Here is a 21,940-nt window from a genome sequence, read left to right as displayed (position 1 = left end):
ACAAAATCTAATGGGGGGTCATGCGCTTAAAATTCCCACGCATACTAACACTTTGATCGCAGAATTGAAAAATAGTCATCCCCTTAAGCGTTAAGCAACAAGGCTCTTAGCCTGCCAACGGCCACTGCGCCAACGCCACAACATCGCCAACCCTCTAACCCACTCATCAAGCGCTAAGGCAGCCCAAATACCCAATAAACCATACTCTAAATGGATCCCGAGATAATAAGCACCTGGTACCGCGATACACCACATTGAAAATAAGCCCATAAAAAACGGAAACTTGGCATCGCCGCTAGCTCTTAACGCATTAATCACCACTAAATTAAAAGTTCTACCGGGCTCCATAACTAACGTGAGTACAAATAATTGCCCCACAAGGACAATAATGTCCTGTTCATCAGTAAACAGACCGACAAGGTTAGGTCCCCATATTGCAACGAATAAAGCCACAACACTGGTAACAATCAAACCCAATTTTAATGCGCGATACATTTGATGCTCTGCAGCTTTTAATTGCTTAGCACCCACCATATGACCAATAATAATTTCGTTACCTATGCCTATCGATAGCCCGAACAATAAGATAAACATACAAATTTGAAAATATAATGACTGCGCCGCTAAGGCTTTATCACCCATTAAGCCAACAAATGAAGTGACGACCATAAATTGCAGCATCCACGAGACGTTTTCGCCGGCGGCAGGTAAACCAATGTGAAACACTTTTTTTAGCATGACTTTATCTGGACGCAAAATACTCGGAATGTGTAATGGTATTTTGGTATAGCGTACAAACAACACCATCATAATGCTCACACCCACTAGTCGCCCAACAACAGTACTAATCGCAACCCCTGCTACACCCATTTGTGGCAAACCAAACCAACCATAGAGCAATAATAAGTTGCCGATAAAGGTGATCACATTCATCGATAATGTTACCCACATAGCTTGCTGGGTAAAACCATGAGCCCGCATTCCGGCCGCTAAGCACATGGCCATCGCTTCGGGAATTAAACACAAACCGACAATTTGTAAATACAATTTACCATCGGCCATAAGCTCCGCAGGTAAGTTCATTAGATTCAACATCATGGTTGAGCCGGTTAAAATACCTACCGCTGCGACCAAACCAACTAAAAAATTGAATCCGATAGATGAATACACTACGGCACTGGCTGCAGCTTTATTATTAGCCCCTAAATACTGAGTAATGACAACACTAGCGCCAATACTGACGAAACTAAATAACGTAATGGCCAGTTCAAACACCATATTACCAACCGACAGCGCCGCTACACCTTGATACGACACATGGCTTATCATAAAAGTATTAATTGCTGCCGTTAAAAAGTGCAAAGCAAAGTCGACGAACAATGGCCAGGTCAGTGAAAATAAGGATAAAGGTGCATTCGGCTTAACAAGCATATAATGAGTTCAACTATTAAAGATGGCTAACGGAATAAGGTTATATCAATAAATGATGACGTTTTTGCGTCAATTTTTAAGGCGAGGATGATGCTAGATAGTGTTTAAAAAAACAACGTTTTTCGTTATTAATTTACAAAAAAATCAGCTCATTCAAAAAATGAGCTGATTTGCTGTTTTAACGTAAAAAAGGTTTACATGATTTTAGGGTCAAGTTCACCAGATTGATAAGCTTTATACATTGCTTGTAGTGACTTAGGCTTAATTTTAGAGGCCATACCCGCACAACCAAATGCTTCATAACGAGTCGTACAAATGTCAGCCATCGCTTCCATTGATGCTTTTAAGAATTTACGCGGATCAAATTCTGCAGGATGTTCAGCTAAGAATTTACGCACTGCACCCGTTGATGCCAAACGTAAATCGGTATCAATGTTCACTTTACGCACACCGTGCTTAATACCTTCAACGATTTCTTCTAATGGTACGCCGTAAGTTTCTGGAATTTCACCACCATACTGGTTGATGATTTTCAGCCACTCTTGCGGTACAGAAGATGAACCGTGCATCACTAAATGCGTGTTAGGGATACGCGCATGAATTTCTTTAATACGGTCGATACGTAATACATCACCAGTAGGTTTACGACTAAACTTATAAGCTCCATGGCTGGTACCAATCGCAATAGCTAATGCATCAACATGAGTATCGGCAACAAAACGCGCTGCTTCTTCTGGAGTTGTTAGCATTTGGTCCATGCTGAGAATACCCGCAGCACCCACACCATCTTCTTCGCCTGCTTGGCCAGTTTCTAAACTGCCTAAACAACCGATTTCACCTTCAACTGACACACCACATGCATGAGCAAAAGCCACAGTACGACGAGTCACATCCACGTTATACTCGTATGACGCGGGTGTTTTACCATCGGCCATCAACGAGCCATCCATCATTACTGATGACATGCCTAACTGGATTGAGCGCTGACAAATGTCAGGATCAGTACCGTGATCTTGATGAATACATACCGGAATATCTGGATACTGCTCAAGCGCAGCAGCCATAAGATATTTTAAAAACTGTGGGCGAGCATATTTACGTGCACCAGCAGATGCTTGCACAATAACAGGGCTGTCAGTTGCTTCAGCCGCTTGCATAATTGCACGCATTTGTTCAAGGTTGTTCACGTTAAATGCAGGGACGCCATAACCATGCTCTGCAGCATGATCAAGCAGTTGTCGTAGAGAGATAAGAGCCATTTTGTTCTCCATTAATAGGGTGATTACTCACCTAGGTCGCTATCGTTTGGACGGATTTTACACTCTGGCACAACCTACATCCTGTAGGTTATGACAGAGCATTTTTTTATAATAATTATTATTAGGTTTTACGGTACAAATACTTGATATGTGATCTAAGCGCCACGCTTTTCAAGCATTGCTACAGCGGGTAATTCTTTACCTTCTAAAAACTCAAGGAAAGCACCACCGCCGGTTGAAATATAAGACACTTTGTCAGCAATGTTATACTTATCGACTGCCGCTAGCGTGTCACCACCGCCAGCAATAGAAAACGCTTTAGAATTAGCAATGGCTTGGGCAATACGCTTAGTACCTTCGCCGAATTGATCAAACTCAAACACGCCAACAGGACCATTCCAGACGATCGTCCCTGCTTGTTCAATAATTTTAGCCAGTGCTTCTGCGCTATCTGGGCCGATATCAAAAATCATATCGCTGTCGGTCACGTCTGCTACTGACTTTAATGTTGCAGTTGCAGTTGGGCTAAATTCGCTTGCTACAACAACATCTGTTGGTACAGGGATATCACCACCACGGCTTCTCGCATTTGCCACAAGACGCTTTGCTTCTTCCACTAAATCAGCTTCATACAATGATTTACCGACGTTATAACCCGCAGCTGCGATAAAGGTATTGGCAATACCGCCACCCACAACAAGCTGGTCAACCTTAGTTGATAGGCTTTCAAGCACAGTTAATTTAGTCGACACTTTAGAACCACCTACTATCGCCACCATTGGACGAGCTGGGTTATCAAGCGCTTTGCCTAATGCATCTAATTCTTGCGACAATAATGGCCCAGCACAAGCAATAGGAGCATAAACACCTACACCATGAGTCGATGCTTGGGCACGATGAGCCGTACCAAATGCATCCATTACATACACATCACATAATGCTGCCATTTTTTTAGACAGAGCTTCATCGTTTTTACCTTCGCCAATATTAAAGCGAACGTTTTCAAATACCACAACTTCGCCAACATTCACGTCAACGCCATCAAGATAATCACTCACTAAGCGCACTGGGCAGTCTAACGCTTTAGCTAAATAATCGACTACCGGCTGCATTGAATATTCAGCGTTAAACTCGCCTTCTGTTGGGCGGCCTAAATGAGACATCACCATTACGGCAGCGCCTTTTTTCAATGCGAGTTCAATGGTAGGTAATGATGCGCGTAAACGAGCATCACTTGTTACAACACCGTCGCTGACAGGTACGTTTAAATCTTCACGAATAAGCACACGCTTATTTTGTAGATCTAAATCTGTCATGTTAATAATTGCCATAATTAGCAGTTCCTTTTTAAGTTAATACAAAGTCTTGCTGCGCAACCGGCTTAACCCATTGCGACATAATCTGTTGATATTATCGATCTAACTTTGCTTGAATCATCGCTAAGCTAGTATCCAGCATGCGGTTGGCAAAACCCCATTCGTTGTCGCACCATAATAATAATTTGACCAAGTGGCCAGCACTGACACGCGTTTGGGTTCCGTCTACAATACTTGAACGTGGATCGTGGTTAAAATCACACGATACCAGAGGCTCGTCAGTATAGCCTAAAATACCATTAAAACTGCCGTTTGACGCAAGTTGTAACACACGGTTAATTTGCTCAATATTGACTTTTTTCTCTAGCGTGACAGACAGGTCGATCGCGGTCACATTTATGGTTGGCACCCTAACAGAAATCGCTTCAAACTTATCTTTCATGTGCGGCAAAATACGCTCAATGCCTCGCGCTAATTTTGTGTCTACCGGAATAATAGATTGACCAGCAGCACGAGTTCGACGTAAATCATCATGATAAGCATCGATCACTTGTTGATCGTTCATCGCCGAGTGAATCGTGGTAATGGCGCCACTCTTGACTTCAAAATGCTTATCCAATACATCGATAACCGGAACAATACAATTGGTAGTGCAAGATGCGTTAGAAATAACGGTATGCTCTGCGCGCAACAAATCATGATTAACACCATATACAATGGTCTCATCAACATCTGCAGAAGAAGGATGGCTTATCAGCACTTGCTTAGCACCTGCATGAATATGTGCTTCGCAAGCTTGACGATCAATTAAGCTGCCGGTGGCTTCATAAACGATATCGATATCAAGTTCAGCCCAAGGCAATAAATTAGCATCGGGTTGATTGAGTAACAAAATGCTGTCATCACCAATAAGCAACTGATCACCATTTAGCTTAACGGTATGCTTGAAACGACCATGAGTCGTGTCATATTGAGTTAAATGACATATGGCTTCTGGCTTTGCCAACTCATTGATCGCCACAATTTGGATTTGTTGACGTTTTCCAGATTCGTACAATGCACGAAGTATTGAGCGGCCAATCCGGCCATAACCATTAATTGCAACTCGAATCATTTAGGGTCCAGAGTAATTATCCGAAGCACTTATTATTCAACAAATTATGATAAAAACATCTATTAATAAGTGACTTAGCATATATTATTTCACGTGAATTAAAGAGATAAAAAAACGGCCTGCAATAGTATTGCAGGCCGTTATTATACAGATTAAACACCTAATAGATAAGTGTTTAATCTCAGATGATTATCCTAAAGATTGGACAGTTTTTACTACATTATCAACAGTGAAGCCGAAATGTTTAAGTAAATCACCACCAGGAGCAGACTCACCAAAGGTGGTCATACCCACTACAGCACCATCAAAACCAATATATTTGTACCAGAAGTCAGTATGTGCCGCTTCAACCGCAACACGTTTAGTGACACCTTTTGGTAGTACAGATTCTTTGTAAGCAGCATCTTGCTTATCAAACTCAGTCGTAGAAGGCATAGAAACTACTCGCACTTTTTGACCTAGTTTGGTGAGCTCTGCGGCAGAATCCATCGCCAACTGCACTTCTGAACCTGTGGCAATCAAAATCACATCAGCAGTGCCTTGGCAATCAGACAGTACATAACCACCTTTAGCTACGTTAGCTAATTGCTCAGCAGTACGCGCTTGTGCCTTAAGACCCTGACGGCTAAAGATTAATGAAGTTGGTGCATCACGACGTTCAATCGCCGCCTTCCAAGATACTGCCGTTTCCGCAGCATCACATGGACGCCAAACAGCCATATTAGGCGTTAAACGTAAGTTAGCTAATTGCTCAACCGGTTGGTGAGTTGGGCCATCTTCGCCTTGACCGATTGAATCATGGGTATAAACGAAAATGTTTTGAATGCCCATTAATGCTGACATACGTACCGCGTTACGTGCGTACTCCATGAACATCATGAAAGTTGCGCCATAGTTAATAAAACCACCATGTAACGACGCGCCGTTCATAATACCGCTCATACCGAATTCACGTACACCGTAATAGATGTAGTTACCGGCAGGATCGTCTTGAATACCTTTTGAACCAGACCAAAGCGTTAAATTAGAACCGGCTAAGTCAGCGCTACCGCCAAGTAATTCAGGCAACATAGCACCAAAGAAACCAATTGAATTTTGAGACGCTTTACGACTCGCAATACCTTCGGCTTTATCTTGGCTTTCTTGGATAAAGGCTTGTGCTTTTGCTTCAAAATCTGCAGGTAAGTCACCTTTTAATACGCGACGTTCATATTCTGCAGCCAGTTCAGGGAACGCAACTTGGTAAGCAGCAAACTTGTCATTCCATAATGACTCGTTAGCAACACCTTTATGTTTAGCATCCCAACCAGCATAAACATCAGATGGGATTTCAAAAGGAGCGTGTGGCCAGTTTAAGAACTCACGAGCTGCTGCAATTTCAGCATCACCTAATGGTGCACCATGACAATCATGGCTACCCGACTTGTTAGGCGAACCAAAACCAATAATGGTTTTACAGCAAATCATCGATGGCTTATCTGTTACAGATTTAGCTTGTTCAATCGCGGCGCGGATAGCATCAGGATTATGACCATCTACATCGGCAATAACGTGCCAGCCATAGGCTTCAAAACGCTTAGGAGTGTCATCAGTGAACCAGCCTTCAACATGACCATCGATAGAAATACCGTTGTCATCCCAAAATGCGACTAACTTTCCAAGGCCTAATGTTCCGGCTAATGAACTGACTTCGTGAGAAATACCTTCCATTAAACAGCCATCACCTAAGAAACAGTAGGTGAAGTGATCGACGATATCGTGACCTGGACGGTTAAACTGAGCCGCCAAGGTTTTTTCCGCAATAGCCATACCAACAGCATTACTCAAACCAGCGCCTAAAGGACCGGTTGTAGTTTCAACACCAGGGGTATAACCATATTCAGGATGACCAGGCGTTTTTGAATGCAGCTGACGGAATTGCTTTAGCTCTTCAATAGGCAATTCATAGCCAGTTAAATGCAATAAAGAGTATATAAGCATAGAGCCATGACCGTTTGACAGAACAAAACGATCGCGATCGACCCAGTTAGGATTAGTTGGATTGTGCTTTAGAAAATCATTCCATAGCACTTCGGCGATATCTGCCATCCCCATTGGGGCACCTGGATGACCAGAGTTAGCTTTTTGAACCGCATCCATACTTAGGGCGCGAATAGCGTTAGCGAGTACTTTACGAGATGACATGCTCTCTCCTGCTTGTTTGTAAGGTCTAACGGGCAATTGTGAAGCCATATTTTCCCCTACAAGGCGATGTGACGCAAATTAAAATTTTTCGGGTTTCTTTTTAACCGTTAAATAAACGGTGATTTCATACAATGCCAATAAATAAACATCGTAAATACAGCACCAAATGGTCATCATGACCATAACATGAGATAAATACAGAGTAATTATTTATTGCCACTTATAAATAAAAAGTATCGTGATTGGCAGAGCTATGGCTCTGATTAGGCAATATAATCTCTAATCTATCAAAAACATTGTCTATTTTTATGATAAATACACCGCGCAAGTCGATGAGCATTTAAATAAAGCAATATGAATCAAACACTTGATTTTTCACCAGTATAAACATATCTATGATTAACAAAAAAAATTATGCTCCATTGCACAATTCTCCAGTTAAATTCGTACAAAGGGGTGTTATCAAATTAGATTTCGACTAAAATAGACGTCTAGACGTATATTCAAATGCAACCAACGAGATTCTCCTATTATGGCAAAGCACTTGTTTACCTCTGAGTCTGTCTCAGAAGGTCATCCAGATAAAATCGCCGATCAGATTTCTGATGCGGTATTAGACGCAATACTTGAGCAAGATCCAAAGGCTCGTGTTGCGTGCGAAACGTATGTCAAAACCGGTATGGTATTAGTGGGCGGTGAAGTCACCACTTCTGCTTGGGTAGACATTGAAGAAATTACCCGTAAAACCGTACGCGAAATCGGTTACACCAATTCAGATATGGGTTTTGATGCTGATTCATGTGCGGTACTTAATGCCATAGGCAAACAGTCACCAGACATCAATCAAGGTGTTGATCGTTCAGACCCTGCAGAGCAAGGTGCTGGTGATCAGGGTTTAATGTTTGGTTATGCCAGCAATGAAACTGATGTATTAATGCCTGCACCGATTACTTACGCGCACAAATTAGTTAAGCGTCAGTCTGAAGTACGCAAAGACGGCACACTGCCTTGGTTACGCCCAGATGCTAAAAGCCAGGTAACGTTTGCTTATGATGATGGCAAAATCATCGGTATTGATGCGATTGTATTATCAACTCAACATCGTGAAGACGTGAGTCAAGCTGATTTAATTGAAGCGGTAATGGAAACTATCATCAAGCCGGTATTACCTGCTCAATGGTTAAACAAAGACACTAAATACTTTATCAACCCTACTGGTCGCTTTGTGATTGGTGGCCCTGTTGGTGATTGTGGTTTAACAGGTCGTAAAATTATTGTAGATACCTACGGCGGTATGGCTCGTCACGGTGGTGGTGCTTTCTCTGGTAAAGACCCATCAAAAGTAGACCGTAGTGCGGCTTATGCTGCACGTTATGTAGCTAAAAATATCGTTGCTGCTGGTCTAGCTGACCGTTGTGAGCTACAAGTGTCATATGCTATTGGTGTTGCAGAGCCAACGTCTATTAGTATTGAAACATTCGGTACCGGTAAAGTATCAGAAGAAGTATTGATTAAATTAATACGCCAACACTTCGAATTACGTCCATACGGCTTAACAGCAATGCTAGATTTGGCACGCCCAATCTATCAGCAAACTGCTGCTTATGGCCACTTTGGCCGAGATATCTTCCCTTGGGAAGCGACTGATAAAGCTGAAGCACTTCGTGCAGATGCAGGTTTATAATCAGCCAGCATAATTATCGTCTTAAGCTAGTGTCTGTATTAAGCTAACACGATAAAAAATAAAACCGCCAACTGGCGGTTTTATTTTATCTATCATTGGCAATACAATGATTTGATCTAAACATTTAATCTCAACATTTAATCTCAACAATGGCTCAGATTATGTATCAACCCACTTGGCTAAACACAAAGATAACAGCAAACCACCAGCCATCAACGGCAACTAACCCCTGTGCGATAAACAGCCCTGTTACTAACATTCCAGCCATTAACTTGCCAGCCATTAAACAGTGGTCTGCAATCAAGTTATTCTATCGTCAACATATGCCGTATGCTCGATTAGCTCAGAAAGAGTCTGTGGCTGTCATTCATCATCTAAGCCCACCAGCTACTGATGAAGTTGATATAAGCCAGCAAAAAATAATCGCTGCGGTAAGAGTTAAACCTATTGGCCAATATCAATTAATCAATGGATTATTGGTTCACCCTGACTACCGTGGACAACAGCTTTCAACTCAGTTATTGAAATTTATCGCGCCCAAATTAACCGCTAAAAATTGCTTCTTGTTTGCTCATTCGTGGTTAATTGGCTTATATCAACAGCAGCACTTTATCGTTATAGATCAAAATGTCGTGATAGGTCAAAATGATTTATCAGCGATACCAGCAGACATCACTCAGTTGTATCGTCGCTATCACAGTGAACAACGACCACTAGTGTTGATGCAGCTCAATGATCCCGATAAATAATCTAGATTAATAATCTAACTCAATAAGATCAATGAGCCAAACTCAGACAAAATCTAGATCGTATTAAAGCCTCTCAAGGCTATTGCACACCAATAAATTTAGCCCAAATAGACTTAAGCGTAATCAAACTAAGTCAGCATAAGTACAAGGTGATCGAACTCGTTAACAATGATCGAAATGTGAACTTTCAATACACATAAACGACACTTGTTGCATTGTCATTACGGGCACTACTTTGACACTGATAGACGCTAAGTTAATCCGCTCGACATCGGTAAATAGCGTAATCGCTGCTTGATAATTATTGGTTACGCCACAAAATAGCCACATGTCTTGCCAGCGCACAAAATACCCCGATAGCTGCAATTGCGGATCATCTGGATTTTGTAAATCGGCTTCAACACACTCATACAACTCTGTCGCATCAGTCAACACCGCGGCTATTAGCTTCATATTGTCAAATGCAGATAATCTTAAATCCAAATAGGGTGAAAAGAGTGCTTCAAAGTTAGTACTCATAATATTCCTCATAAATAACCACTTTATCAACACCCCTTAGTATAACGATCACGTAATATTAGCTGTGGCCAGTAAACAATAATCACGTTGTTCAAAACGAAATTGATCAATCTCTGTCATTGCGGCTTTTTGTTGATGTGCTGCCAACGAACGCGCATTGTCAGCGGCAACATACGTCACCATAAATGGAAAGGTATCTGCCACTTGTTTTTTTAATTCGGTAACCAGCGCCGAAAAAACTCCCTGGCCGCGTTTTGATTCTTGTATCCAAACGGGTCCATATTGGCACGTGTTAGTCGTCGATAAAGCTTGTCCATTTAAATCGGCAAACTTAAGTTTTTGAATAATATGTCGGTACAATGGTTGCGAGGAAAAAAATGACCATTTTGCCGCCATCACATATCCAATGATCACCCCTTGCTCTTCAGCTACGATAAACCAATGTTGATTTATCAACTGGCTCACCTCTGCTTTGGTAAATGAATGAGCATGAAGTTGGCTATTTGAACCTACCAACTCATCATCAACATGGGCTCGTTCTAACTGCACAATAGCAGCAACATCGGTTAATAACGCCTTACGGATAATAAATGACAATGATTATTCCTTTGACCCTGAATTGGGAGATTGTTTCTTAGCCCATTCTATCACTAGCGCAACGGGCAGCGGAGACATAATTAGTGTTCCCACGCCAATGAGTGAAGCAATGACCAACATCCCACTGACTTGTTGACCGATATCACTTTGCCAATATAAGCCGACACCCACCAACAACATGATTAAACCGACGAAATGTAACACTTTAACTAATTTGATCATTTGCGACTCTTTAATACGTTAAATAATGTTCATTAATCCAAAACATTACAATTATTTACGCTCTTATTCACACTCAAGTAGTAGAATAACGGCAATTTTTTGGTATATGGAAATCTCTCAACATGATAAAGCATATTCTCGGCGCCACTGTTATATTTTTAGGCCTTAGTGCTTGTCAAAGCCACACTCAAATTGTCTCAAATGAACAATTAATTGGTACTTGGCATGTAGAAGTCGTCCTCGACACTCCTACCATTAATAATAGCCCAGCAAATTTAGTTTTTGCTCCAAACGGTGAACTGACAGGTAATAATAGCTGTAATCAATTTTTTGGTCGTTACGCCCAACAAGGTCACTTGCTACAACTTGCACCATCAGGTTCGACTATGAAAGCCTGTATCGATAGTTTAATCACCCAAGAAGCTGAACTGATGCAAGCGATTTCATTGGTAGAACAAGTTGATTTCTCTAAAGGAAAACTCAATCTATTGTCTATAAATGGTGATACGCTATTGGTACTGACAAAACAATCGTTACCCTTATCCTAAAGCCTATGGTTTAAATGAGTCGCCGGATTAGTTATTAGTGTCAGTTTAAAGTTCCATTAAAAAATGAATTTTTATTCAATAAATCTGATTCTTTCTTGACTTAATAAGTCAATCTATTCAAAATGTGCTAGATTTTTGAATAACAACTATAAGATGAATTATCACTATGCCAGCGACAAGAAATCAGGATGAGCTCGTACGCACTTTTAAAGCGATTCTCAAAGAAGAACGTTTTGGAAGCCAAAGCGAGATTGTTAATGCGCTTCAAGCCGAAGGATTCGGTAATATTAATCAATCTAAAGTATCACGTATGCTCAGCAAATTTGGTGCTGTACGCACTCGCAACGCTAAGCAAGAGATGGTGTATTGCCTCCCTGCCGAGCTAGGCGTACCTACTGCGGGTAGCCCAGTTAAAAATTTGGTATTGGATGTCGATCATAACCAAGCCATGATCGTGGTAAGAACTAGCCCTGGTGCTGCGCAATTAATCGCCCGTTTGCTCGATTCAATAGGCAAACCAGAAGGGATATTAGGTACTATTGCCGGTGATGATACTATTTTCATCTGTCCAGCAAGTATTAAAACCATTGATGAGACATTAGAAACGGTTAGATCTTTATTCAACTATAGTGAATAAAAAACCATTTCAATAAAAAAGCAATGCCATGGCATTGCTTTTTTATTACCTAAAACTGGCGTTTACGCATCATCAAATTGAGTTAAAAAATCCAATGATGGCACAAAGAAAGACGATCCAGTCAGCGCTTTAGTAAACAACATCAAATGATCATGATTCCCGTGACCATCACCGTGCACCATACTGCGGAGCATTTGTTCGAAGTGATCCGGTGTACGACATACTGAAATAAACATCAATCCTTGTTCTCTAATCGAACCATATGGCATGCTTTGACGTAAAATTTCTAATGCGTTACCGTGTGGATCTTTTAAGTTAACTCGTTTTGTGTGGCTGGTTAATGGCTTATCTTCTGATTCATACTCAATATCATCAACTTTGGTACGACCAAAAATATCTTCTTGTTTTTTAAGCGGTAAACGATGCCACTTACTTAAGTTATGCATGTATTTTTGGACATGAACATAACTACCAGAGACAAATTCTTGATCTTCATCACCGACAAGTGCAACTTGTTGACGATGGCGTCCTTTAGGGTTTTCAGTACCATCAACAAAACCAGTTAAGTCACGACTGTCCATAAAGCGAAAGCCACGTTCCTCATCGACTAACTCGACCAAATCTTCAAACATTTGGTTAATTTCATTGGCGACAAGATGCAAAATATCATAGCGATCACAACGGATATGAATAAACAGATCATATTCCATTGCAGGTGCATCACGGTTACCTTCACTCATGGCCGGAAAAGGTTTTAATAATGCAGGGCGAGATTCTGGATAAAAGGTATCCCAAAAATTAGCCCCAATACCCACAAAGCCATTAAAAGCACTGTCGGCATATTGATCCGTGAGTTCATAAATATACTGCGCTACATTAGCAATAGATGGGCGTAACTGATCTTCAACACCATCGTTGGCATTAAACATCAAGTACACACTGTGTAAATTCCCTTCTGCGCAAATTCCTAACTGTTCACGAGGCATAACTTGGTTACCCATATTAACTTCATCCATCTTAATACTAAATGTCGGCCTAAACGGTGATAATTTAACGTTTTGATGTTATTCGACGGCGATTAACATCTCTTACCAGTTAAGCTAATCATTAGATTAACTTAATCAAATTTAAATTACTTGAAGTGTACTCACATTTAGCCCGTTTGTAATACATATTGTATTCATATTCGTGCAGATAACAGCTTGATCATTCATTACAATTGTTAACGAACTCACTAGAGTTAAGGGCCAAAAAGTAAGCCCTAAATCAGATATTTAGCCTATGTCATCGTAAAATTAGCCATTATTTTGCAAGCATGAGGTAAGTATCTTATTGCTGGGGTGTTTAAAGCAGCGTTATTACAAGTTAATAACGTACTGTTAGCAACACTTTTAGCAAACAAAGGGTAATTTGATAACCACTTTCCCCGAACTAAGGTTCACTACAGGCTGGACAATTAAAATTACAGCATTGATAGTTAATTAAAAATCACCAGTGGATGCGCTGTAATATTTATGTCCACTCGTTGACCGGGCATTAACGTCGTTGATTGGCTACTGACGTCCAAAATATCATCGCCAATTTGGACCTGATAATGACATACCGTACCAAGGAAATGCCTTTCGACAATGCATCCTCGGCCATTGATACGAGGATGTAATTCAATTTGCTGTGGTCTCAATAATAATTGCCCTTGGCTGCCAACAGGTAAAGACAATGCTTCTGTGCTGCTAAGATCGCCCAAGGAATAGTGCACTTGATGACTGGAAGTAACCGTAACAGGTAAGTAATTACCCGCCCCTAAAAAATCGGCAACGTAGCGATCAGTTGGTGCACTGTATAAGGTTTCGGCTTTACCATGTTGAATAATGGCGCCATCTTTAAATAAAGCCAGTTTATCTGCAAACACAAATGCTTCATCTTTACTGTGAGTCACAAACACGGCACTGACATTACGTTGTTTTAATATGGCGCGAATTTCTAACATCATATCGTTACGGACTTGCGCATCGATATTAGAAAAAGGTTCGTCTAACAATAATAATTCTGGCTGATATGCCAATGCACGCGCAATCGACACTCGTTGCTGTTGACCACCAGATAATTCATGCGGGTAACGAGACGCCAACCCGGTTAATTTAACCAGTTCGAGCATTTCTTCCAATCGAGCTAACCGCGCAGTACGATTGAGTTCGTTAACCCCAAATAAGATATTGTCTGCCACAGTTAAGTGCGGAAATAAGGCATAGTCTTGAAAAATCATTCCCACACCACGTTGCTCGCTCGCAACAAACACACCATCACCACTCAGCGTTTGCCCATTGATGCTGATGCAACCTTGGCTAATGGCTTGTAAGCCCGCAATCGCGCGCAGCAGTGTTGTCTTGCCGCAGCCACTGGGGCCTAATAATGCGACAATTTCACCTTGCGCCAAGGTAAGATCTAAATGGCGCAACACCACTTGACCGTGATAATCGCTGCAAACATTTTCAATGGTTAAGGTTGACATAATTAGCCTTGTTGCTCCAAAGAGCGATTAAGATAAATCAAAGGTACAAGCCCAACTAACACAATCACAATAGCGGCCAATGCGCCATGTTCTAGTTTTTCATCTGAGACAAATTGGAAAACATAAGTCGCCAAGTTTTCAAATCCTATAGGACGCAATAATAACGCTGCGGGTAATTCTTTCATGCTTTCAATAAACACTAACAAAGCACCGGCAAAAATCCCTTTGCGTAATAAAGGCAAATGTACTCGCCATAGTAGCTGAGTAGGCGTTCGTCCTAAGGTAATACACGCCATGTCTAAAGAAGGGGAAATACGTTTATAACTGTTTTCTAAACTGCCGATGGATATAGCAATAAAACGAACACAAAAAGCAAAAATCAGTGCAAACACGCTGCCAGTCAGCAATAAACCTGGGCCTTGGGCGCCAAACCAATCGTAAATATCGTTAATCGCAAAGTCGATAAACGTCAGAGGTACTAATACACCAATCGCCAACACCGTTCCCGGTAAAGCATAACCAGTACTGCTCAATCTTGCGGGAAGCTGATCACTTTGTCGCGGACTCACACGGCGTACAAACATTAATATCAATGATAGGACTACGCACACACCACTGACAATAGCGGCAATATATAAACTGTTTAGGCTATACTGCCAAAATCGAACATCCCAACTTTCATTGAAATAATCGATAGCATATCCACACAACACAATGAAAGGTAATAAAAAGGCTGTAAATAACAAAACAGCGCAATAGCCTAATGCGACCCAAGCCATTTTTGGTGACAACACATATCTGTCAGCTTCATTAAGAGAAGATTGTTTTTGAAATAATTGTTGTTTCCGCCGGGCAAAACGCTCAACCCCAATCATAGAAAATACCACTAACAGCATAATGGCTGACAGCTTTGCTGCCGCGGTTAAACTGCCATAGCCGAGCCACGTGTCGTAAACTGCTGTGGTTAATGTCGGTACAGCAAAATAACTCACGGTGGCAAAGTCTGCTGCGGTTTCCATTGCCACAAGTGCAACGCCGACAGCCAAAGCGGGTCTTGCCATTGGCAGCGCAAGACGCCAAAAACTGCGCCACGGACTACATCCCATGACACGCGATGCATATAACAAACTGGAAGACTGCTCCATAAACGCAGTACGCGCTAATAAATAAATATAAGGAAACAATACTAACGATAATATTATCGCTGCTCCGCCAAGACTGCGTATCGCGGGAAAGTAATAGTCGTGGGGAGATTGCCAGTCAAACCAAGCCCTCAATACACGTTGCACCGGACCTGCATAATCAAGCATGTCGGTATAAACATAAGCCACAATGTAGGCTGGCATCGCTAACGGGAGAAGGAGTAGCCATTGAAAGTAACGGCGAAAGGGAAAGTCACAACGGGCAATTAACCAAGCAGCTGGAATCGCTAAAAGTAGGGTTCCGAGTCCAACCAACAACATAAGCAATAAACTATTGACTATGTATGTCGGTAGCACTGTATTGAATAAATGGCTAAATACAGCTTGATCAGGAAGAGTGGACTGCACAATTAAGGCAATCAGTGGCAAGATTAATATTGCCGTAATAAAATAACCAGCAAGCGACCAGCTTCTGGTTAAACCTAAAATCATAAATAATACCGAGTTAACTTAGCGCACCATCAATAAATCTATCAATCAATAAATCTATCAATCTATCAATCTATCAATCTATCAATCATATCGATAATGCGCTGATAATGTTTAAACAAGCTTCAATTAAAGATCAAATTTCACTTCATCAAGCAGTTTTACAGCGTCTTGATGATATTCAGCCAACTTATAGATAGGCAAACTATCGGCTTTAAAATCACCCCATGACGCCACTAATTCAGACGGTTCGACATCAGCCTTTACCGGATATTCCATATTAACTTCAGCATACATTTTCTGTGCAACGTTTGAAGTAAGAAATTCCATTAGCTTAATCGCATTATCTTTATGCGGTGAATGTTTGGCTAATGCCATACCTGATACGTTTACATGAGCACCACGGTTCTGTTGATTAGGAAAGTTAATTTCAACCGCTTCAGCCCAGCTTTTCTGATTTTTATCCATCAGCATGTTGCCGTAGTAGTAGCTATTACCGATAGCAATGTCACACATGCCTTCTTTAACTGCTAACACTTGATCACGATCATTACCTTGAGGCTTACGAGCTAAATTAGCTTTTACCCCTTCTAACCAGGTTTTCGTTTTCGCTTCACCGTCATGGGCAATCATCGACGCCACTAATGCGACGTTATAAGGGTGTTTACCGCTGCGGGTACAAATTTTACCTTTGTATTCTGCTGAAGCTAAGTCTTCGTAATCGATGTCAATTTTACCGCTACGCTCTTTTGAAGAATACAGATTACGAACACGCATCGTCAGCGCATACCAATTGTTCTGTTGTGACCGATATTGAGGGGGAATATTGCTATTAATCACCGCACTGTCAACGGGAGAAACAAGATCTTTTTCCACTAATTCCATTAAGCGAGAGAAGTCAGATGTTAACACCACGTCAGCGGGAGATAGGCGACCTTCACGCACCATACGTTCTGCAATGCCATCTTTAGCAAAAACAACCTTTACGTCGACACCACTTTGCTCGGTAAACTTTTCTAGAATAGGTTCAATCAGGAAAGCTTGGCGATAAGAATAAACCGTTAATGCATCTGCAGCACTCACAGAAGAAGCAACACAAGCCAAGCCTAATAATGCGACACTTTTTAGCAATTTCATTAATCAACGCTCCTTAACTGAATCAATATTCCGCCGCCACCGGCGCAATTGATAATGGTTATCAATTGCAACAGGGTAAGTGATCATATCAAAAGGAGCAAGTGCTGTTTCACATTCAGCGGTTAAAACGCCAAGGCTAAAACATCAAATTGTTATGCTGTAAGCCAATATGGCAAGCTTAAGCCACTATCATGGAATTATGATTGACCAAAACACTACCAGTATTTTTCGACCGTAATTTGTCCAGGCGCTCGTCGAAGATTTTTTACTAAGCCTTTTTCAACTAAAGCGGTTTGCGCATCATTTATCATTCCTGGGTTACCACAAATCATCACTTGAGAATGTTCCGCATTAATCCCTAAGCCTGCTTTCTGTTCAATTAATCCGCTGCTAATGCCATCAGGAATACGACATGATAAGCCTTCGGGATAATCTTCACGGGTCACAATGGGAATAAACACAAACTGTTGAGGATATTGACTAATAAACTGTTTAATCGTTTCTAAATAAGCTAAATCTTCACCAAGTCTTACACCATAAACTAGCACGACTTTTTCAAAGCGTTGCCAAGGCTCATCGGTTGCAAGCATAGAGATAAAAGGCCCCACTGCAGTGCCTGTTGATAACAGCCATAGGTGTTTACCTTGCAATGCCCCTTTAGGCACCTCATCTAAGGTCATAAAACCGGTCGCTTTGGGCGTGATTTGAATGGTATCACCTGGGCTTAATGCTTTTAGATCTGGAGATAACTGACCATCCTCTACCGCAACAGCCAGCACCTCGACATAATCAGTCCCAGGGGGATTTACAAGCGAATACGCACGCGCTACACGTTTATCATCACGCATTTGGCTGAGCTTAATAAACTGACCTGCGATAAAAGGTTCGACATCGGCTTTGATACGCAACGAGAATAATTTATCATTCCAATCAATGCGTTTTAGCACGGTACCGGTAATCCACATGACTTTGTTCCTTTTAGACTGGCGTATGTATTTACTATAATACCAATCTATACAGATATTTGCTTAATTAAAAGCCTCCCCGATTTATATCTATAGTGAATAATCACACGCGATTAACTCACTTAAAAGAACAGAGCTAAGTTTACGTAGTTGATGAATCTTGCTTAGCTGAATGGGCATCTAGGCGGTCTTGTTGAAACTGAGCAAGTTTTTGCTGTATGAGCTCATAGGTTTGATCGACTCCTGCTGCAATATCGCCTTCTAATACTTTGAGCCCAGATAAGATATCGCTAGCCTCTTTAAAACCTTGATCAATAGCATCACCAATTTTCACCATAAAACTGCTAACTTGCTCATCAAACCCCATGGATTTATTTTGTTGTTGATGTACCGAGAAGAAATTTGTGGCAAAGCTGACAATACGATCGGCTGTCGCTTCAGGAGAGTAATCCACTCCACTTTCAATACTCTTTTGGACTGAGTTCTCCCCCAGTGTTGGCGCAAGCTCTTCATTAATGGCTTCAATCGCGGCACGGTAAAGTAATGCCATAGACTTATCACCCGCAGCAATACTGACTTCTTCTTGCGCCGCTAAAATCGAATTATTCATCATTTGTCGACTTAGCTGATTACTGGTTAACTTAGGCTCAACCGAGGAATTTTTTTCAGCTTGGTGGCTTGATGAAGTTTGCGATGTATTAACTGTTTTATTGTCACGCAGTGGACTGGCATTACTGCTATTTGATTGTTTAATTTCCATGATATTAGCTCACATACAATGACCGATAGCTTAATTATCGACCAAAAAACTCATTTCTAAAGTCATAAATTAAAACAATTAAGAGAAATTTATTTATATCAATTTTACTAAAGAATAGCCTGTTGATTAACATCATCAATTTAACTTGCCCAAATGAACATCTGCTAATATGGTAATCAGATTGATAGCCAAATAGGAATAACAACATGCCGCAACAACATTGGTTCATGTGGGGAATAGATATTTTTTCTGGTCTTTTCTTAGTGTTATTTTGGTTATTACTGATCGCTGTAATTTACATGTTTATCGCTGATAAATTGCAAACCAAACAAGCCATTCGACACAACTACCCTGTTATCGGTCGATTTCGATATATATTTGAAAAACAAGGTGAGTTTTTTAGACAATACTTTTTTTCTCAAGATCGCGAAGAACTGCCGTTTAATCGAGCCGAACGTAGTTGGGTATATCGCGCAGCTAAAAATGTTGACAGGACAATTGCGTTTGGGTCGACACAAGTTCTGGATAAACCGGGTGCGGTAATGTTCATGAACTCAGCATTCCCCGTCAGTGATCATGACACTCACCAAAACATCGCGGTAATCATTGGTCCTGAATGTAAACACCCTTACACAACCGATAAAATTTGCCATATCTCGGCCATGAGCTTTGGTGCCTTGTCTCGCCCAGCCATTACAGCACTATCCCATGGTGCAGCAAAAGCAGGCTGTTGGCTCAATACTGGCGAAGGTGGGTTAAGTCCTTATCATCTAAAAGGACATTGTGATTTAGTGTTTCAGATAGGTACCGCTAAATATGGTGTGCGTAACGAGCATGGTCATTTAGACCCACAAAAACTGACCGATATTGCCGCTCATCCTGAAGTAAAAATGTTCGAAATTAAATTAAGCCAAGGTGCTAAGCCTGGCAAAGGTGGTATTTTACCGGCGATAAAAGTCACCGAAGAAATCGCAGCTATTCGCGGTATCCCAGCAGGACAAGACTCCATAAGCCCCAATGGCCACATTGAATTACATAATGTTGCTGACATTGTCGATATGATCAATCAAGTAAGAGATATCAGCGGTAAACCAACCGGTATTAAAGCGGTATTAGGTGACATGTCATGGGTTACTGAATTTCTAGATGAAATTGAACGTCGTGGTATTGAATATGCGCCAGACTTTTTTACCTTAGACAGTTCAGATGGTGGTACGGGCGCGGCACCACAAGCCTTAATGGATAATGTCGGCTTACCATTGCGCCAAAGTTTACCGTTACTGGTTGATTTACTTAATGAACGCGGCTTTAAACAACGCATTAAAGTGATTGCGACCGGTAAAATGATCATGCCGTCATACGTGGCATGGGCATTAGCCACTGGCGCCGACTTTATTGCTTCAGCTCGCGGAAACATGTTTGCCTTGGGCTGCATTCAATCGTTACAGTGCAACCGAGACACCTGCCCAACCGGTATAACCACTCACAATATACGATTGCAAAAAGGCTTGGATCCAAAAGATAAATCTGCACGCGTCGCAAACTACAATCATTTCTTACATTACGATTTAACCATGATCGCACATTCATGTGGTGTAACCGACCCAAGATACTTAACCCGCCATCATGCCCGAATAGTGCAATCAACGGGTGTAGCGGTCACTCTCGATAAACATTACCGACATATGCAATAAATTAAACCTCAACCCCAGTGAATAACTTGGGTGCGCTGAGCGGATTACTGGGGGGCACTCAGAGGATTACTTTGCCGAATTTAAGAATAGGTGTACAATATACTTTGATATCGATCACAATAAGCAGTATTAATGTGATTTTAAAGAGGCATCAATTCAGGGGATTTCGTGTTGAACATAAAAACGAATGCAGCAGATCTAAATGTCAAAAGCTTAAGTTTAAGCTGTAAAAACTGTAATCGAATGACAGAAATCGAAGGTGAATTTGTGTGTTTTGAACAAGGAAAAATCAAACGCTTAACTTTAGATCCTTCTCCAGCTGCACTCATAAAAATGGTCTGTATTGGTTGGCAGAAAAAGTAAGCTTCTGATAATTAGTAGCAGCACTCGTTACCATTGAATCAACTCACTATAATTCCTATCTTCTTCCAAGTATTTGATACCGTAAACCAGCCAAATACTAGCGACTAAAGTCATTTGAACATGTCAAAATACATCCGTTGATATCACTTTATCTGCATAATGTGCAAATCAATGAACCAACATAAGTTGATTAACGCGATGTAAACTAAGAAAGCATGTCCTGCGGATCATCACTTTGTTTAATAATGTTTTTATCAAGGTCTTTGTTCATTGCTTTAGCTAAAGTGAGTCCTCGAGTCGTTACTCTCAAACCGGCACATAAGTCGTTATAAACTATTTTAATAGCATCATCAGACATGTTACGCGTTTTAAGCATTGCCATAATAGCAAACCAATCGGTTGTCACTTGATGTCGGGTGCCTTCTAGCGCCGCAATTAACGCAATATTATGCACAAGTCACCTCCATACACGAATTCGCACCTTTGATAAAATCCAATTGATTGAAAAATAAAGTTATCTGGAATAAATAACCCACAAGTTAGGCTATAGATTAACTGCGTTGATCACTGTCGTCAAAAGATTCATTCGCGTTAAATATATCCAGACGATTTAAACACCAC

General features: G+C 41.1%; 21 protein-coding genes. 6 read left to right on the top strand and 15 right to left on the bottom strand.

The window, feature by feature from the left end:
• Positions 1 to 90: 90 nt before the first annotated feature.
• From H5125_RS01110 to tkt, 5 genes are all read right to left on the bottom strand, one after another.
• Positions 91 to 1,431, bottom strand: coding sequence for an MATE family efflux transporter (locus H5125_RS01110; protein ID WP_162023822.1), 1,341 nt, complete (start codon positions 1,429 to 1,431; stop codon positions 91 to 93).
• 194 nt (positions 1,432 to 1,625) lie between these two features.
• Complete coding sequence (gene fba, locus H5125_RS01105) at positions 1,626 to 2,690, bottom strand: class II fructose-bisphosphate aldolase (protein ID WP_101085328.1); 1,065 nt, start codon at positions 2,688 to 2,690, stop codon at positions 1,626 to 1,628.
• A 155-nt stretch (positions 2,691 to 2,845) separates the two neighbouring features.
• Positions 2,846 to 4,021, bottom strand: a complete 1,176-nt coding sequence (locus H5125_RS01100; RefSeq protein ID WP_182743220.1) for a phosphoglycerate kinase — start codon at positions 4,019 to 4,021, stop codon at positions 2,846 to 2,848.
• A gap of 79 nt (positions 4,022 to 4,100) precedes the next feature.
• Positions 4,101 to 5,120: an erythrose-4-phosphate dehydrogenase gene (gene epd, locus H5125_RS01095; RefSeq protein WP_101085326.1), complete on the bottom strand. Its 1,020-nt coding sequence runs from the start codon at positions 5,118 to 5,120 to the stop codon at positions 4,101 to 4,103.
• Positions 5,121 to 5,309: 189 nt separating this feature from the next.
• Positions 5,310 to 7,304 carry a transketolase gene (gene tkt / locus H5125_RS01090; protein WP_101085325.1) on the bottom strand — a complete coding sequence of 665 codons (1,995 nt, stop codon included), beginning with the start codon at positions 7,302 to 7,304 and terminating at the stop codon, positions 5,310 to 5,312.
• A 532-nt stretch (positions 7,305 to 7,836) separates the two neighbouring features.
• On the opposite strand from tkt, the gene metK reads away from it, so the two are divergent.
• Positions 7,837 to 8,988, top strand: a complete 1,152-nt coding sequence (gene metK / locus H5125_RS01085) for a methionine adenosyltransferase (protein WP_162023823.1) — start codon at positions 7,837 to 7,839, stop codon at positions 8,986 to 8,988.
• A gap of 161 nt (positions 8,989 to 9,149) precedes the next feature.
• A complete protein-coding gene (locus H5125_RS01080; protein ID WP_182743218.1) occupies positions 9,150 to 9,737 on the top strand; it encodes a GNAT family N-acetyltransferase in 588 nt (195 codons plus the stop codon).
• A 162-nt stretch (positions 9,738 to 9,899) separates the two neighbouring features.
• Here H5125_RS01080 and H5125_RS01075 read toward each other — a convergent pair whose 3' ends face one another.
• From H5125_RS01075 to H5125_RS01065, 3 genes are read right to left on the bottom strand one after another with little or no spacing between them, the layout of a single operon-like run.
• A complete protein-coding gene (locus H5125_RS01075) occupies positions 9,900 to 10,256 on the bottom strand; it encodes a hypothetical protein (protein WP_182743216.1) in 357 nt (118 codons plus the stop codon).
• Positions 10,257 to 10,304: 48 nt separating this feature from the next.
• Entirely contained in the window at positions 10,305 to 10,853 is a 549-nt protein-coding gene (locus H5125_RS01070; RefSeq protein ID WP_101085321.1) for a GNAT family N-acetyltransferase, read from the bottom strand.
• A gap of 3 nt (positions 10,854 to 10,856) precedes the next feature.
• Positions 10,857 to 11,075, bottom strand: a complete 219-nt coding sequence (locus tag H5125_RS01065; RefSeq protein WP_101085320.1) for a hypothetical protein — start codon at positions 11,073 to 11,075, stop codon at positions 10,857 to 10,859.
• Between the two features lie 122 nt (positions 11,076 to 11,197).
• Here H5125_RS01065 and H5125_RS01060 point away from each other — a divergent pair, with 122 nt between their 5' ends.
• The gene (locus tag H5125_RS01060; RefSeq protein WP_101085319.1) at positions 11,198 to 11,623 is read left to right on the top strand and encodes an META domain-containing protein; all 426 of its coding nucleotides are present in this window, start codon (positions 11,198 to 11,200) and stop codon (positions 11,621 to 11,623) included.
• Between the two features lie 166 nt (positions 11,624 to 11,789).
• Positions 11,790 to 12,260, top strand: coding sequence for a transcriptional regulator ArgR (gene argR / locus H5125_RS01055; RefSeq protein ID WP_011636127.1), 471 nt, complete (start codon positions 11,790 to 11,792; stop codon positions 12,258 to 12,260).
• Positions 12,261 to 12,322: 62 nt separating this feature from the next.
• On the opposite strand, the gene H5125_RS01050 is transcribed toward argR, so the two are convergent.
• The 6 genes from H5125_RS01050 to H5125_RS01025 form a co-directional block, all read right to left on the bottom strand.
• Entirely contained in the window at positions 12,323 to 13,261 is a 939-nt protein-coding gene (locus H5125_RS01050; RefSeq protein WP_101085318.1) for a Dyp-type peroxidase, read from the bottom strand.
• Between the two features lie 476 nt (positions 13,262 to 13,737).
• Positions 13,738 to 14,772 carry an ABC transporter ATP-binding protein gene (locus tag H5125_RS01045; protein WP_182743249.1) on the bottom strand — a complete coding sequence of 345 codons (1,035 nt, stop codon included), beginning with the start codon at positions 14,770 to 14,772 and terminating at the stop codon, positions 13,738 to 13,740.
• The gene (locus H5125_RS01040) at positions 14,772 to 16,403 is read right to left on the bottom strand and encodes an iron ABC transporter permease (protein WP_182743214.1); all 1,632 of its coding nucleotides are present in this window, start codon (positions 16,401 to 16,403) and stop codon (positions 14,772 to 14,774) included. The genes H5125_RS01045 and H5125_RS01040 overlap by 1 nt, the downstream gene beginning before the upstream one ends.
• A gap of 126 nt (positions 16,404 to 16,529) precedes the next feature.
• Positions 16,530 to 17,537: a Fe(3+) ABC transporter substrate-binding protein gene (locus H5125_RS01035; RefSeq protein ID WP_162023827.1), complete on the bottom strand. Its 1,008-nt coding sequence runs from the start codon at positions 17,535 to 17,537 to the stop codon at positions 16,530 to 16,532.
• Positions 17,538 to 17,752: 215 nt separating this feature from the next.
• Complete coding sequence (locus H5125_RS01030) at positions 17,753 to 18,502, bottom strand: ferredoxin--NADP reductase (RefSeq protein WP_162023829.1); 750 nt, start codon at positions 18,500 to 18,502, stop codon at positions 17,753 to 17,755.
• Positions 18,503 to 18,644: 142 nt separating this feature from the next.
• Complete coding sequence (locus H5125_RS01025) at positions 18,645 to 19,262, bottom strand: DUF5610 domain-containing protein (RefSeq protein ID WP_182743212.1); 618 nt, start codon at positions 19,260 to 19,262, stop codon at positions 18,645 to 18,647.
• A 206-nt stretch (positions 19,263 to 19,468) separates the two neighbouring features.
• Between H5125_RS01025 and H5125_RS01020 the strand changes: the two genes are divergently transcribed.
• Positions 19,469 to 20,956 (top strand): FMN-binding glutamate synthase family protein, encoded by a 1,488-nt coding sequence (locus tag H5125_RS01020; protein WP_182743211.1) that lies wholly within the window; start codon positions 19,469 to 19,471, stop codon positions 20,954 to 20,956.
• 171 nt (positions 20,957 to 21,127) lie between these two features.
• Entirely contained in the window at positions 21,128 to 21,319 is a 192-nt protein-coding gene (locus H5125_RS01015) for a hypothetical protein (protein WP_101085370.1), read from the top strand.
• A gap of 205 nt (positions 21,320 to 21,524) precedes the next feature.
• On the opposite strand, the gene H5125_RS01010 is transcribed toward H5125_RS01015, so the two are convergent.
• A complete protein-coding gene (locus H5125_RS01010) occupies positions 21,525 to 21,773 on the bottom strand; it encodes a hypothetical protein (RefSeq protein ID WP_101085312.1) in 249 nt (82 codons plus the stop codon).
• Between the last annotated feature and the right edge of the window lie 167 nt (positions 21,774 to 21,940).

The organism is Shewanella sp. SR44-4 (assembly GCF_014163715.1).
In the GTDB taxonomy this organism is placed as follows: Bacteria; Pseudomonadota; Gammaproteobacteria; order Enterobacterales; family Shewanellaceae; genus Shewanella.
The sequence above is the reverse complement of the archived record's forward strand: the minus strand, read 5'-3'. Positions and strand labels throughout refer to the sequence as shown.